Origin of the sequence: Rhodovulum sp. YNF3179, from assembly GCF_050586465.1 — a bacterium.
Taxonomy (GTDB): Bacteria; Pseudomonadota; Alphaproteobacteria; order Rhodobacterales; family Rhodobacteraceae; genus CAJXYS01.
The window spans coordinates 47,168-60,320 of record NZ_JBOCEG010000003.1 but is presented as its reverse complement, the minus strand read 5'-3'; the positions used below and the strand labels follow the sequence as shown (position 1 = coordinate 60,320).

The window sequence follows — 13,153 nt, the reverse complement described above, 5'->3', positions numbered from 1 at the left end:
CTACAAGAGATGCCTACGCTATAAAATATTCTACAAAAGAGGCAGCGATGCCCGCGGCCCCGACACTCGTGAAAGAGATGATCCAGGACGAGATGGAGACGCTGACGCGTTCGGAGCGCCAGCTCGCCAACATCCTGCTGCAGGACTATCCCGTGGCCGGGCTGCAATCGATCACCCGCCTCGCCCAGGCCGCCGGGGTCTCGACGCCCACCGTCATCCGCATGGCGCGCAAGCTGGGTTTCGAGGGCTTTCCGGACCTGCAGGAGCGGCTGCGCGAGGAAGTCGCGGAGCAGATCAAGAAGCCGATCTCCAAGCGCGACGCCTGGCAGGCCAAGGCCTCCGACGAGCACGTGCTGAACACCTTTGCCCGGGCGGTCTCGTCGAACCTGCACCACACGCTCGACCGGCTGAACCCGGCGATGTTCGACGAGGTGGCCGCCCTGCTGGCCGACACCGCGCGGCATGTCTACCTCGCCGGCGGGCGCATCACGCGGTCGAACGCGGATTATCTGTTCAACCATCTTCAGATCATCCGGCCGAACGTCACCCATCTGAGCCATTCGGCGAATGTCTGGCCGCAATACCTGCTCGACATGGACGACAGGGCAATCCTCGTCGTCTTCGACATCCGCCGCTACGAGTCCGACCTGTTGAAGCTGGCCCGCCTGGCCGCGGACCGGGGCAGCACCATCGTGCTCTTCACCGACCAGTGGGGCTCGCCCATCAGCAAGGTGACGCCGTTCGTCTTCAACGCGCTCGTGGAGGCCCCGTCGAACTGGGACTCGACCATCTGCATCATGATGATCGTCGAGGCGCTCATCGCAGAGGTGCAGACCGCGCGCTGGGAGGACAGCAAGGATCGCATCGAGGAGCTGGAATCGATGTTTTCCGCCACCAAGCTGTTCCGCAACTTCAACTGAGCGGGCCGCCGCCCGTCGGGTCGCGCCGGCGCCGGCCGGCGGGCCGGGCGATGATGGCTTGCACCGATCATGAAAAATCCGGCACTCTGCCCCCGCTGGCCGACGCGGACGGACCGGGACCGGGACCGGGCGCGGCGCGACCGGGGCCGCGCCGGCATGCCCGCCGGTCCGACGGCCCCGCAAGGAGAAGGAACAGGATGCATCTCGGATACGTCATGACCACCGAGCGCGGCGCGACCGACCGCCTGCTCAGCGCCTTCGCCGCGGCCTGTATCGCACGCGGCGTCCGCGTCTGCGGCGTCGTGCAGACCAATACCGACTGCACCGACTCGCGGCACTGCGACATGGACGTGCAGGTGCTGCCGGACGGCCCGGTCTTCCGCATCTCGCAATCGCTCGGCAAGGAGGCCCGCGGCTGCCGGCTCGATCCGGCCGCGCTGGAGGAGGCCGTGGCGACGGTGACCCGCGGCCTCGACCCGAAGCCGGATCTCCTGATCGTCAACAAGTTCGGCAAGCACGAGGCCGACGGGCGCGGCTTCCGCGATGTCATCGGCCAGTGCCTGACCGAGGGCGTGCCGGTGCTCGCCGGGGTCAACGCGCTGAACCTCGATGCCTTCGAGACCTTCACGGGCGGCGTGGGCGAGGCGGTGCCGGCCAGTCTCGACGGCTGCGCCGCCTGGCTCGAGGCGGCCCTGGCCGACGGCAGCCGCGCCGCCTGAGCGCGCCCCGGTCCCCTGCCCCGCCACCGCCGCCTGGGCGGGGCGCCGCGACCCGGCATTCGCCGTCGGAACCGTCGGCGTCAGTGCATCCTTTCGGTGCAGCCCCGTGGCGCGGGCACCCCGGAAAGAAGCGCCAGCCCCAGCTGTTGCGCCAGGCTGGCGGCGATCGGGGCGATGTCGGGGCGCACCAGCAGGGTGCCGACCAGCATCGCGTCCTCGCGTTCGCCCTCGGTGGCGATCCGGACGAAATGCGCGATGATCGTTTCATCCGACCCGATACAGCGACAGCCGACCCCGTGCAGGACCAGGGGGCGGCGTCCGTGGCTCTGGATCAAGTCAAGGAATTCCTCGAGCGATTTCAGCGCCCGCCGCGCCCGGACCGGGCCAAGCTCGACCGCAAGCGCGTTCCAGACCTCCTGGCGACGGTCCGGGCCGCCATCCCAGCGCCGCACCAGGTCGATGATACGCAGGGACTGCGGATCGACGCTGTCCGTGGTGCCGATCGCCGCGGCGCCGTAGACGTTCGGATCATGGTAGGACAAGGCTTCCCCTCCTGCGACAGCCGGGATCGGCCCTGCCGGTCACGCCGCCCCGTCCCGCGCGCCGCCGCGCGGACCGAAACCGCGGGAAAGACCGGACCGGGTCAGCGGCGAAAAGGCGTCATCCCATTTGCCGACAAAAACCGTCAGAATTCTCTCGGGCAAATCCTTACGAAAACAATCAGGTTTGTCAACGCCGATGGCGGGGGCGTCGCGCCCGGCCTCGAAGGACGGGGATCACCCGCCCCGCAGGCGGGCCGGAGACGCGACGACGGCCGCGGACGCGGCGCGTCCGGCCGGCCGGCCTGTCGCCCGTGCCGTTTCAGATCGCGAGATCGAGCCGCGGCTTCCAGAACGGGCGGAACAACTCGATCTTGGGGCAGCGATCCATGACGACCTTGAGGCCCGCCTCCTCGGCAAGCCGCGCCGCGCGGTCGTCATACACCCCGATCTGGCCCCAGAGCACCTTGGCGCCGATGGCGATGGCCTGTTCGGCGATACCGTAGAACTCTTCCTTGGGGCGGAAGACCTCGACCATGTCGACGGGGCGGTCGATCGCCTCGAGGGACGGATACACCGGGATGCCCCGGATCTCGGTCACGCGCGGATTGGGATTGACCGGGATCATGTCATACCCGGTCTCGTGCAGGACGCGCAGGACGCCATAGCTAAACTTGGTCTTGTCCGCGCTGGCACCGACCATGGCGATGGTTTTCACCGAGCGCAGGATGTCGGACAGGTAGGCCTGCGCGTAGTCATAACGATGGTCGATCTCGGCTTCGGGCATCTAGGTCTCCTTCGGTGTGGCGATATCCGCTTTCAGCTCGTGCGGCTCCAGGGGATCGAGGAAGGGATTGCGATAGAGCGTGTCATGACTCTCGACGCCGATCTCCAGCGTGCAGTCCCCCACCGGCCGCGCCACGCAAAGCAGCACGTAGCCGTTGGACAGCTGGCGATTGTTCAGCGCCACCTGCCGGCGCTGATCCACTTCGCCGGCCTTCAGCTTGGCCGCGCAGGTGATGCAGCCGCCGTATTTGCAGCCATAGGGCAGATCGAGGCCCTGTTCGCGCAGCGTGTCGAGCAGCGGCCGGCGCGCCGCGACCGTGTAGCGCGCCCCGCCGCGGTTGGCGATGGTTATGGTGCAGCTCTCCGTCACAGCCAGATATCGCTGGTGCAGTCGCCGCCGGGATAGCGGGTTTCGTGGCAGCGCGAGGGGCCGTTGGGCTCCTTGCCGAAATCGACGATGAAGTCCGGGTTGATCGACATGCCACCATTCTCGACATCGCAGTCGATCATCACCATGACGCCGCCCTGCGTGCGGATCTCGGGGTAGAACTGGTTGTCCCAGGTGGAGAAGAGCGACGTGGTGACGTAAAGCCGCCGGCCATCCAGAGACAGCTGGAACATCTGCGGCCCGCCGGCGACCTTGACGCCGTTGACCTCGGGCGCGCGGCCGAGCAGCCCGCCCATCCAGACCTGGCCCGTCAGTTTCGGGTTGTGCGGATCGGTGATGTCGTACTGGCGCATGTCGCCGTGCAGCCAGTTGTTGAGGTAGAGATACCTGTCATCCATCGACACGAGGATCGCCGACATCACCCCCGGCACCGGGATCGGCCATTCGGGATGCGGTTCGTTGTCGACGTCGATGACCTTTTCCCATTCCCACTTGCCAGCATCGGACTTCCAGAAATGGATCACGTTGGTCGACAGCGCCGCGCCGCAGAAGCCGTGCGTGCTGTCGGGATCGTGCAGGAACTTGACCTCGAGCGGGATCAGCCCGTCCTCGCCGAGATACATGCTCTCGACCGGCCGCCGCTTCTCGAAATCCCAGACGTGCAGCCGGCGGCCGTATTTCAGGTGACCGACTTCTTCGAGGTCGAAGCCCGGCATGAAGGTATTGGGCGCGGCCCATTCCGAGCTGATCATCACGTTGTGACGCGGCTGGTACCAGAAATCGTAGCCGAAGGGGATATCGCCCATGGTCTCTTCCCAGCGGCCGACGATCTCGAAATCCTTGTTGAGATGCAGGTAGCCGCCCGGCGCCTCGCCCCTGGCGTCGCCGAGGAACGAGATGATGATCTCCGATCCGAGGCAATGCACCGTGTGCGGCCCCGACAGGTCCGCCTTGGCCTTGATCTCGGCCCCGTCGATCACCTTGTGAAGCCGCGGCGCGCGCGGGTCGGTCGCGGTATCGACGACGTGGATGTTGTTCGACCGCACGCCCGGCACCAGCAGGTACTTGCGCGACATGGAACTGTCGTCGTGGCAGGACGAACAGGCATTCCAGCCCATGTGGTGCAACTCGTCCCCGATCCCCGGCATCTCGAGCCGGTGGATCACCTGGCTGTAGGTCGGACTTTCGGGATCCGCGTCCACGGTCGCCAGGTAGTCGGGCTTCTGGATGCCCGTCCCGGTGTAGATCGCGATCGTGTAGAGCAGCTTTTCGCGCGGCGCCTTGATCGCCTCCGCGGGGCTGGCATAGCCCGGTCCGCAACACCCTCCGTCCATGGCGACGCGCCTCCCTTGAATCTGCAGTGATTCCCGTATATCGAAAAAACACTTATCAGGATACGGGAAAATCATGCATCTCGAACGTTTGACGCTGATCCTCGAGATCGTCGGCCAGAAGGGCGAGGCCACGGTGGGCGAGATCTGCGCGCATTCCGATCTGCCCAAGGCGACCGCCTACCGGCTGGTGCAGGATCTCGTCGACGCGGGCTTGCTGGAAACGGTGACGCGGGGACGGTTCGTGATCGGCAACCGCCTGAAGCAGATCACGCAAGGTGACCGGTCCGATCACGCGCTGCGCGATCTGATCGCGCCGACGCTCAGACGCGCCGCGACCGACCATGGCGCCGCGTTCTTCCTGGCGCGGCTGCGCGGACGGTCGGTCGAGATCATTCACGTTGAGACGCCTGATACGGGCGTGTCCTTCCTGCATCCGGGTCTCGGGAAACGCCCGTTGCATGCCTGCTCCTGCTCGAAGGCGGTCGCCGCCTTCTCGCCCGACCTGCTCCGGTCACAGAGCCTCGAGAAACGCCTGAAGGCCTACACCGAGTTCACGCTCACCCGGCTGGAGGATCTCGAGGCCGACCTCGCGGCGATCCGGCAACGCGGCTACGCCGAATGCGTCGAGGAGATCGAACGCGGCATGGCGTCGGTCGCCGCGCCGCTTTCGGCGGCCGGCCCCGGCGCGCAGATCTCCATCGGTGCGACGGGATCGACGCGGGTGTTCACCGGGGCTTTCCGCGCCGAGATCGGCCCGCAAATCGTGCGCATGGCGCAGGACCTGTCAGCCGGTCTGCGCTGGAGCGAGGCGCGCGAGACCCGGCAATCGGCCTGAGGGACGCGGGGCGGGGCGCGACGCCGCCGCCCCGCCACGGCGTCAGGCCACCCGCACGGAATCCGTGGCGAGCGCCTTCTTCGGATCGAAGAACGGCCGGTCCACGATCTCCGCCCGCGTCGGGACATCGTCGACGCGCACCTCGACCGTCTCGCCCAGCACGGCATGTTCGGCCGCGACCAGCGCCAGGGCGATGTTCTGCCCCAGCCGCGGGGAATAAACGGCCGACGTCACCTTGCCGATCGGCGTGCCGTCCTTCGCGACGGGCCAGAACACCGTGTTGGGTCCGTCCAGCGGCCCGCCGCCGATCAGCAGGCCGACCTGTTTGCGGCTGATGCCCTCGTCCCGGATCCGGGTGAGCGCCGCCTTGCCGATGAACTCCGCCTCGGTGTCGAGATTCACCAGCCGCCCCAGCCCAAGCTCGTAGGGGTTCGTCTGGGCGTCCATGTCGGCATGGTAGGACAGCATGCCGGCCTCGATACGGCGGATGGTTGAGGTGTGGCCGGGTTGCAGCCCATAGGGCGCGCCGGCCGCCATGATCCGTTCCCAGAGCTCGTCGCCGCGCGACCCGTCGCGCAGGTAGATCTCGTAGCCGAGTTCACTGGACCAGCCCGTGCGCGACACGACGAGCGGGATGCCGTCAAGCTCGACTTCGCGCAGCCAGAAATAGCGCAGATCGAGGATGTCCTCGCCGAAGAGCGACTGCATGATGTAGCGCGACTGCGGCCCTTGCAGCTGCAGCGGCGAGACGTCGGGTTCGCGGATCGTGACGTCGAGCCCGGAATGCACGGCCAGGCCCTGCGCCCAGAGCAGGATGTCGCTGTCGGCCAGCGACAGCCAGAAATGATCCTCGGCCAGGCGCAGCACGATGGGATCGTTCAGGATGCCGCCCTCGGCATTGGTGATCAGGACGTATTTGCACTGCCCGACGCTCATGGTCGACAGGTCGCGCGGGGTCAGCATCTGCGTGAACCGCGCAGCATCGGGGCCGGTGATCTCGACCTGGCGTTCGACGGCCACGTCGCAGAGGATCGCCGTGGTGACGAGGTTCCAGAAATTCTGTTCCGGGTCGCCGAAATCGCGCGGGATATACATGTGGTTGTAGACCGAGAAGCCCGTCGCGCCCCAACGGACCGTCGCATCGAAATAGGGCGACTTGCGGATCTGCGTCCCGAAGCCGAAATTCCTTGTCATCGACATTTCGAATCCTCCTCCCAAAGGCCTCCGAAAAAGACGCGACCGCGGCCCTGGCGCTTGGTCGGGAAACGGTGCGTTTCCTCCCCGCGGCGATCCCGACCTCCTGCGCACGCGTCACCGCGCATAGGCTCCGTGCCTTGCTCATCCGCATCTAGGGGGCACCGCGCCCACGGTCTTGGGCGAAAACGACACGAAGAGGGATGGAACCGGCAGCGCCGCAACACGTGATCGGCCCTGGGGCGGGAAAACCGGGCCAAGGCCCTGCCCGGTTCGCGGCGATCACCCCGGAGGAAGCTGTCGCCGGCCTGCAGGCGGGACCCCGCGATCCGCGGGGCCCCGCGGCATCCCGGTCACCCGGAAAACCGCTCGCTCAAGAAGGTCGAGAAGGCCTCCCAGCTCGCGGTGTCCGCGCGTTCCTGGTAGCGGTCCGAGCCGAAGACCGTGAAGGCATGCGGCGCGTTCGAATATACCTCGATGGTATAGGTGTTGCCGGACGCTTCGAGTTCGGTGGCAAACCCCGCGACATCCTCCATGGTGATGGAGGTGTCCGCCCCGCCATGGAGCACGAGGACCGGCGGCTCGTCACCGTCCCAGGACTGGCCTTCGGGCGTGGACAGCCCGCCGTGGAAGGTCGCGTAGCCCTCGGCCATGTCGGCCATGTCGCTGCGCGCCATCTCGAGCGTCACGGCACCGCCGAAGCAATACCCCATGACGACCATCTGGTCGACGCTGGAGCGCGACAACGCCTGCTCGATGCCCGCCTCGATGAGTGCGCGCATGCGCGCGCGGTCCTGGTAGAGCGCACCGGTCGCGGCGCGGCGGTGATCGACGGTTTCCGTCGGCGTCTCGTCGCCGAACATGTCCAGCGCGAAGGCGTTGTAGCCCATCTCGGCCAGCATGTCCGCACGCTGGCGTTCGTAGTCGGTCATCCCGTCCCAGTCCTGGATGATCAGGACGAGGCCGGCCGGATTCTCCGCCTCGGCCCAGTAGCCGGTGAAGGACTCGCCATCCACGGTGTAGGACACGTCCTCGGCCAGTGCCGGCGTGGCCAGGCAGGCCGAGGCCATCAGGATCGAAGTCAGTCGCATTGGTTTCTCCCCGTCAAAGGTTGGTCGAATAACGTCATGGAACGCAAACGCGATACCGAAGGATATGGTCCGAAGGCGTGTCGCGGCAACTTCGGGGACGGCACCCCGCCATAGCCCGGGCGGCAATCCACGCATCGCGCCGGCCCACGCGGTCGTGATCCGATGACTCTGGACGCCGCCCGAAAGAGGGGCATGATCGGCATGCGATGACGAACCGGCGTCACATCCTGCTCTCTGCCACGGCGGCGCTGTGCGCGCCGGCGCTTCTGCGCGCGCGGACGGACGACCCCGGCGCGGCGATCGCGGATCTTCCGCAACTCCATTCCCTCCAGGTCAAGCGCGGCGACACGCTGGTTTTCGCGGCCGCGCCCCGCGGTCCGGGGCTGGACCGGCTGGCGAACATAAAGTCCTGCTCCAAGAGCATCGTCGCGCTGCTGCTGGGCACGGCCATCGACCGCGGCGAGATCCCGGCCGTCACCGCCACCCTCGGCGAGATCGCCCCCGGCCTTCTGCCGGGGGACGCGACGCCCGGCGCGGCCGACATCACGATGGAGGATCTCGTGACGCTCCGCGCCGGGCTGGAACGCACCTCGGGGCCGAATTACGGCGCATGGGTCAGCTCGCGGAATTGGCTCGCCGATGCGCTGCGCCGGCCGATGGTCGCCGCACCGGGTACAAGGATGCTCTATTCGACGGGGTCCACGCATATCCTGGGCGCGGCACTGGCCGAGGCGACGGGGCAGAGCCTGCTCAGCCTGGCACGGGACCGGCTCGGGCAGCCTCTCGGCATCGAGATCCCGCCCTGGACGCGGGATCCGCAGGGCTACTATCTCGGCGGCAACCAGATGGCGCTGCGGCCGACGGCGATGCTGAAGATCGCGACGCTGATGCGGGATGGCGGGCGTTTCGACGGCGACCGGGTTCTGTCGCGGGACTGGATCGCCGCGTCGCGCGTGCCGCGCGCCCGCTCGCCGTGGTCGGGCCTGTCCTACGGCTATGGCTGGTTCCTGTCACCGTCCGGCTATATGCTGGCACGGGGCTATGGCGGCCAGGTGATCGCGGCACATCCCGACCGGAATCTCGCCGTCGCGATCACCTCGGACCCGACCAGACCCGCCCGGTCGGAGGGGTATTTCGGGGATCTGATGCGGCTTCTCGACGGGCCGGTCCTGCGCCTTGCATAGGGGCGTGGTCCGGCGTCTCATGGCGCGGGTGAAAGGGCCCTGACCGGCGGCGCCTTGGCCCGCCGACGGGGGCCGCCTTCCCGCCGCACCACGCAAGCGGCGCCCACGTAGCCTGCGCTTGCCCTGGCAGGCCTGATCGAGGACCGGCACGATGGAGAACGCGTTCGATTTCAAGGGACGCCAGGCTGTCCTCTCGGAAACCGGGTGGGGCTTTTACGTATTCATCGCCGTCCTCGTCCTTGCCGCCGTCGCCTGGGTCGGCTTCGAGATCCAGATCCGCCGCATCAAGGCACGGGAAAGGGCGCGGCAGGAGGAACGCGAGCGCGACACGCCCGATGACGAGGGATGACGCGGGCAAGGCGGTGATGCCCGGCGCCGCGTTGCCGGACCCGGCCCCGGCATTCCGCCCATCCAGCCCCCCGAGGCACCGCATCGCCGGGGCATGCTCATGCGCGGCGGCCGTGTCGAAACGCTTGCCCCGGGGCCAAGGCGGTGACGTTGGGCAATCGCCGGAGTCGTGGTAAACTCGGGACACTGGGGCTGTGCCCAGACATTTGCCTGCACGCACTGGCCCCGTCCGCGGGAGGCGAAAATGTCAAAAACAATGAGCGTAGTTGCAAGCCTGTTCATGGTGTCCGGAGTGTTCGGCGGTGCGCCGGCTGGCGCGGAGGACGTCGATCTCGACGCGCTGCGCGTGGCCATGGAGAAGTACAAGGACGTGAATGTCGCGCTCGCCGAGGGCTACATCCGCGACCCGGCCGATCACTGCGTATCGGCAGAGAGCGAGGGACTGCCCGCCGCCTTGGGCAGCATGGGCATTCACTACATCCACCCCCAGCGCCTCGGGATCACGGGGACCGCGCCGCGCGTGAACGGCGTCGGCACACATACGGACTGGATGTCACCCTCGATCCTGATCTACGAACCCCAGGCCGATGGCACGCTCGCGCTCGTCGCCATCGAGAACCTCGTCTGGCAGAAGGCCTGGAAGGCCACCGGGCAGCCGCATCCGCGCGTCAACGGGCGCGCATGGGATGCCATGGCCGACGATCCTGCGACGGCCGCCGACGAAGCGCATGGCTTCGAGCCGCATTTCGATCAGCATATCTGGCTGTTCCGCGACAACCCCTCGGGGGCGCTGATGCCGTTCAACCCGTCTGTCAGCTGCGCCCACCACAGGGGCAGCTGACGGCCCCGGGACCGCACCCCGCCGGCAGCCTGCATACCGCGCCCGCGATCGCGGACGCGGGCCGTCCCGTGCGTGGACACGGCGGGCGGTGACCGCTCAGTCGCGATCCATCAGGAACTCGGCCACCGCCTGGTAGGCCGGCAGCGAGGTCGGATCGATGAAGCCGTTCTGGGCCCGCGGGTAGGACGCGAGGCGCACCAGGACCATTTCGGCGGTCGGGTCGACATAGATCGTCTGGCCATGCACCCCGCGTGCCGCGAAGGCCCCGTGATCGTTGTGGAACACCCACCACTGGCTGGTGTAACTGCCCTCCGGGATCGTCGGGAAGCCGGCGAATTTCGCCGGATCGCCGCCCGCGCGGATCGTCTCGACCACTTCGGCGGGGAACAGGCGTTCGCCGTTGATCTCGCCGCCGTCCAGCATCAACTGGCCCAGCCGGCCCAGATCGCGCAGCCCGGCGGTGATGCCGCCGCCGGCGAAGGGCACGCCCTTGCCGTCGACCGTCTGGTAGGCGTCCTGCTCGGCGCCCATCCGCCGCCACAGCCGCTCCGAGGCAAGCTCGGTCACCGATTTGCCCGCGACCCGGCTGATCATCCAGCCCAGCATGTCGGAGTTGATCGTCTTGTAGTGGAAAGCGTCGCCGTGGTTGCCGTCGGGCTTGACCTGCTGAAGGTATTCCCAGTAACCGTTCGGGCCCTCGTAGCCCTCGGGCTTGGGCAGCGGGCTGGCGGCCGCGGAATAGAGCCAGATATCGGCGTTCGGGTCCGAGTAATCCTCGGAATACTGCACGCCCGTCGTCATATCCATGACCTGCCGCACCGTGGCGGTGGCGAAGGCGCTCTCGCCGATCTCGGGGATGATCTCCGCGACCAGCGCGGTGTCGTCGAGCGTGCCCTCGGCCACCATGATCTCGGCCAGAAGCCCGGTGACCGACTTGGTCATCGACATGATGGCGTGCTTGCCGTCGTTCTCGAGGCAGCCGAAGTAGCGCTCGTAGACGACGCGGCCCTCATGCAGGATCAGCATCCCGTCGGTGTAGTTGGCGTAGAGCGACTCTTCCCAGGTCATCGGCGCGTCGGCGTTCATCGGCATGAAGGTCAGCGCGTCGATCGCCTGGCGCATGTCGGCGAACTCGGCCGGCGGCAGGTAGTCCAGCGGCACCGGCGCGCCGAGGCCCCGGCTGATTTCCTCGGTGGGCAGGAACTCGCGCAGGTGGCACACCGACCAGCGCAGGCGCGGGAAGCTGAAATAGACCGAGTCCGGCTGCGTGATGATCTTGTCCTCGGGGGGCGGGAAACCCTGCATCCAGCCCATCACCCTGGGATCGGAGTCCTGCGCCGAGAGCGGCGCCGTTTGCGCGGCGACGTCCCCGGCGGCGGCCAGCGACAGGGCAGCGCCGGCGGCAAGCGCGGCAAGGCTAGAAGTTGAAGACGACATTGACGAAACCTCCGGTCCAGTTCGGGACATCCCCGGCCACGGTCGTCTCGATGCCGTCACCCGGCAGGGAGACGCTGACGCCCGCGGTCAGGAAGGTGTTGCGGTTGATGATGCGGCTGTATTCGAGAAACACGTCATCGGCGAGATGCGCGTCGGTCACCCCCGACACCACGTTGGCGGTGCCGCCCGTCGTGTCCACGCGCGTCGCCTGCCCGAACTGGATCGGGCTGCGCAGCTCGTTGGCGCGGATATGCGAATAGCGCAGTGTCACCGTGTCCTGCTTGGTCGGTTGCAGGCGCAGCGCCAGCCCGTGCGACTGGACGTTGGAGTTGATCGACACCATCGACGACTTGGAGCCGGTGGCCCAGGCGCTGGGCGAGCCCTCGTAGTAGAGCGGGTCGAAGCGCTCCAGCTCCGGCGTGTCCGGATCGTCGCCCGAGAAGGTCTGGTAGGTATAGGTCAGCATCGGCGACCACGGCAGGCCGGCGAAGGTATACCCGGCCTGCACCCGCCCGCCCCAGGCACGGAGATCGATCTCGTCGTTCCATTCGTAGGCGTAGTCGGCCGAGAACATCCAGTTGGCCAGCGCCCCGTCGAACGGGTTGGTCCTGGCATAGAGGTTGATCGCGTTTGTCCCCTCCCGCGCGCCGGGCAGCACGGTCGGCGCGCCGATACCGCCGGGGGCGGCCTGAATGTAGGGCGACCCGGACTCGAGCACGTTCAGATAGGTCATGCCGGCATAGCCGCCGGCCGGATCGTCCCAGCGCAGGTCGAGACCGGCAAGCTCGTTTCCGCCGTCGCTGGCCGGGCGTTCGTTCGGATCGATGTAGAAGGCGGTGCCGGTCATCGCGCCGCCCGACAGCCGCGCGATCGCCGCCATCTCCCAGGCCTTGCGCGGCCCGAACTTGAGCGCCCCGCGCTCGAACCCGCTGGAGCCGCCGTTCGAGATCAGCATGCCGGTGCCCAGCTTCAGTTCGCGCGGGCCGACCGAGACATCGAGCGACGTCCCGCCCGCCAGCCCGGCCTCGAGGCCCAGATAGGCCTCTTCCAGCGTCGCCCGGCCGGTATCGCCGAAGTCGTAGGCATCGGTGCCGAAGGTGTAGGAGGCGACGCCGGACAGCTTGCCGTAGAGCACCGGTCCGGTGTCGAGCGCGGTCTCGAAGCTCAGCCCCGGCTTGACATAGACCTCCAGCCAGTCGGCATCCGGGTCGAAGCCGGAGCCGGGCGCGATCGTGTCGGAGAAGTTCCAGAACAGGTTCCGTTCGCTGACCGCGTTCACGCCGAACTGCAGGTGCATGCGAACCGTGGTGCCATCGCCCTCGTGCAGGAGCATCGGGTCGCGATCCTGCGCCGAAGCGGCCTGCGTACCGGTGAAGACGACGAAAACCGCGGCAATCGTACACTTAGGGCTAGGCGCCCATATCAATGGTTTCACGGCTGCAACTCCACCCTGGCCCGCAAATTGACAGAATAGGTTGCCGTTATCACACTACAACACTGATCCCGCCCATTTTGGGCGCTGATCGCGGCGCAGGGG

General features: G+C 67.5%; 14 protein-coding genes. 6 read left to right on the top strand and 8 right to left on the bottom strand.

The window, feature by feature from the left end; all coding sequences use genetic code 11:
- The first annotated feature begins 47 nt into the window (after window positions 1-47).
- The gene (locus ACQ5SP_RS05600) at window positions 48-920 is read left to right on the top strand and encodes a MurR/RpiR family transcriptional regulator (RefSeq protein ID WP_430937301.1); all 873 of its coding nucleotides are present in this window, start codon (window positions 48-50) and stop codon (window positions 918-920) included.
- Between the two features lie 197 nt (window positions 921-1,117).
- Entirely contained in the window at window positions 1,118-1,639 is a 522-nt protein-coding gene (locus tag ACQ5SP_RS05595) for a DUF2478 domain-containing protein (RefSeq protein WP_430937299.1), read from the top strand.
- 80 nt (window positions 1,640-1,719) lie between these two features.
- On the opposite strand, the gene ACQ5SP_RS05590 is transcribed toward ACQ5SP_RS05595, so the two are convergent.
- The 4 genes from ACQ5SP_RS05590 to ACQ5SP_RS05575 all read right to left on the bottom strand — a co-directional run bounded on the left by ACQ5SP_RS05590 (window position 1,720) and on the right by ACQ5SP_RS05575 (window position 4,686).
- Window positions 1,720-2,181, bottom strand: a complete 462-nt coding sequence (locus ACQ5SP_RS05590) for a hypothetical protein (RefSeq protein ID WP_430937297.1) — start codon at window positions 2,179-2,181, stop codon at window positions 1,720-1,722.
- A 319-nt stretch (window positions 2,182-2,500) separates the two neighbouring features.
- The gene (locus tag ACQ5SP_RS05585; RefSeq protein ID WP_430937295.1) at window positions 2,501-2,965 is read right to left on the bottom strand and encodes a CoA-binding protein; all 465 of its coding nucleotides are present in this window, start codon (window positions 2,963-2,965) and stop codon (window positions 2,501-2,503) included.
- Window positions 2,966-3,334, bottom strand: coding sequence for a 2Fe-2S iron-sulfur cluster-binding protein (locus ACQ5SP_RS05580; RefSeq protein ID WP_430937293.1), 369 nt, complete (start codon window positions 3,332-3,334; stop codon window positions 2,966-2,968).
- Window positions 3,331-4,686, bottom strand: coding sequence for a selenium-binding family protein (locus tag ACQ5SP_RS05575; protein ID WP_430937291.1), 1,356 nt, complete (start codon window positions 4,684-4,686; stop codon window positions 3,331-3,333). The genes ACQ5SP_RS05580 and ACQ5SP_RS05575 overlap by 4 nt, the downstream gene beginning before the upstream one ends.
- 73 nt (window positions 4,687-4,759) lie before the next feature.
- Between ACQ5SP_RS05575 and ACQ5SP_RS05570 the strand changes: the two genes are divergently transcribed.
- Window positions 4,760-5,521, top strand: a complete 762-nt coding sequence (locus ACQ5SP_RS05570) for an IclR family transcriptional regulator (protein ID WP_430937289.1) — start codon at window positions 4,760-4,762, stop codon at window positions 5,519-5,521.
- A 42-nt stretch (window positions 5,522-5,563) separates the two neighbouring features.
- Here the strand turns inward: ACQ5SP_RS05570 and ACQ5SP_RS05565 are convergent, their stop codons facing one another.
- Window positions 5,564-6,721: a glycine cleavage T C-terminal barrel domain-containing protein gene (locus tag ACQ5SP_RS05565; RefSeq protein WP_430937287.1), complete on the bottom strand. Its 1,158-nt coding sequence runs from the start codon at window positions 6,719-6,721 to the stop codon at window positions 5,564-5,566.
- A 347-nt stretch (window positions 6,722-7,068) separates the two neighbouring features.
- Window positions 7,069-7,806 (bottom strand): dienelactone hydrolase family protein, encoded by a 738-nt coding sequence (locus ACQ5SP_RS05560; RefSeq protein WP_430937285.1) that lies wholly within the window; start codon window positions 7,804-7,806, stop codon window positions 7,069-7,071.
- 206 nt (window positions 7,807-8,012) lie between these two features.
- Here ACQ5SP_RS05560 and ACQ5SP_RS05555 point away from each other — a divergent pair, with 206 nt between their 5' ends.
- From ACQ5SP_RS05555 to ACQ5SP_RS05545, 3 genes are all read left to right on the top strand, one after another.
- Window positions 8,013-8,990, top strand: coding sequence for a serine hydrolase domain-containing protein (locus ACQ5SP_RS05555; RefSeq protein WP_430937283.1), 978 nt, complete (start codon window positions 8,013-8,015; stop codon window positions 8,988-8,990).
- 151 nt (window positions 8,991-9,141) lie between these two features.
- Complete coding sequence (locus ACQ5SP_RS05550) at window positions 9,142-9,339, top strand: hypothetical protein (protein ID WP_430937281.1); 198 nt, start codon at window positions 9,142-9,144, stop codon at window positions 9,337-9,339.
- Window positions 9,340-9,594: 255 nt separating this feature from the next.
- Complete coding sequence (locus ACQ5SP_RS05545; protein ID WP_430937279.1) at window positions 9,595-10,179, top strand: hypothetical protein; 585 nt, start codon at window positions 9,595-9,597, stop codon at window positions 10,177-10,179.
- Between the two features lie 96 nt (window positions 10,180-10,275).
- Here ACQ5SP_RS05545 and ACQ5SP_RS05540 read toward each other — a convergent pair whose 3' ends face one another.
- Window positions 10,276-11,616, bottom strand: coding sequence for a serine hydrolase domain-containing protein (locus ACQ5SP_RS05540; protein ID WP_430937277.1), 1,341 nt, complete (start codon window positions 11,614-11,616; stop codon window positions 10,276-10,278).
- Complete coding sequence (locus ACQ5SP_RS05535; RefSeq protein WP_430937275.1) at window positions 11,597-12,949, bottom strand: alginate export family protein; 1,353 nt, start codon at window positions 12,947-12,949, stop codon at window positions 11,597-11,599. The genes ACQ5SP_RS05540 and ACQ5SP_RS05535 overlap by 20 nt, the downstream gene beginning before the upstream one ends.
- Window positions 12,950-13,153: the final 204 nt, after the last annotated feature.

Coding starts and splice junctions, on each gene's coding strand:
- ACQ5SP_RS05600 (WP_430937301.1), top strand. CDS start 48: ATGCCCGCGGCCCCGACACTCGTGAAAGAGATGATCCAGGACGAGATG.
- ACQ5SP_RS05595 (WP_430937299.1), top strand. CDS start 1,118: ATGCATCTCGGATACGTCATGACCACCGAGCGCGGCGCGACCGACCGC.
- ACQ5SP_RS05585 (WP_430937295.1), bottom strand. CDS start 2,965: ATGCCCGAAGCCGAGATCGACCATCGTTATGACTACGCGCAGGCCTAC.
- ACQ5SP_RS05575 (WP_430937291.1), bottom strand. CDS start 4,686: ATGGACGGAGGGTGTTGCGGACCGGGCTATGCCAGCCCCGCGGAGGCG.
- ACQ5SP_RS05570 (WP_430937289.1), top strand. CDS start 4,760: ATGCATCTCGAACGTTTGACGCTGATCCTCGAGATCGTCGGCCAGAAG.
- ACQ5SP_RS05565 (WP_430937287.1), bottom strand. CDS start 6,721: ATGTCGATGACAAGGAATTTCGGCTTCGGGACGCAGATCCGCAAGTCG.
- ACQ5SP_RS05560 (WP_430937285.1), bottom strand. CDS start 7,806: ATGCGACTGACTTCGATCCTGATGGCCTCGGCCTGCCTGGCCACGCCG.
- ACQ5SP_RS05555 (WP_430937283.1), top strand. CDS start 8,013: ATGACGAACCGGCGTCACATCCTGCTCTCTGCCACGGCGGCGCTGTGC.
- ACQ5SP_RS05550 (WP_430937281.1), top strand. CDS start 9,142: ATGGAGAACGCGTTCGATTTCAAGGGACGCCAGGCTGTCCTCTCGGAA.
- ACQ5SP_RS05545 (WP_430937279.1), top strand. CDS start 9,595: ATGAGCGTAGTTGCAAGCCTGTTCATGGTGTCCGGAGTGTTCGGCGGT.
- ACQ5SP_RS05540 (WP_430937277.1), bottom strand. CDS start 11,616: ATGTCGTCTTCAACTTCTAGCCTTGCCGCGCTTGCCGCCGGCGCTGCC.
- ACQ5SP_RS05535 (WP_430937275.1), bottom strand. CDS start 12,949: ATGCTCCTGCACGAGGGCGATGGCACCACGGTTCGCATGCACCTGCAG.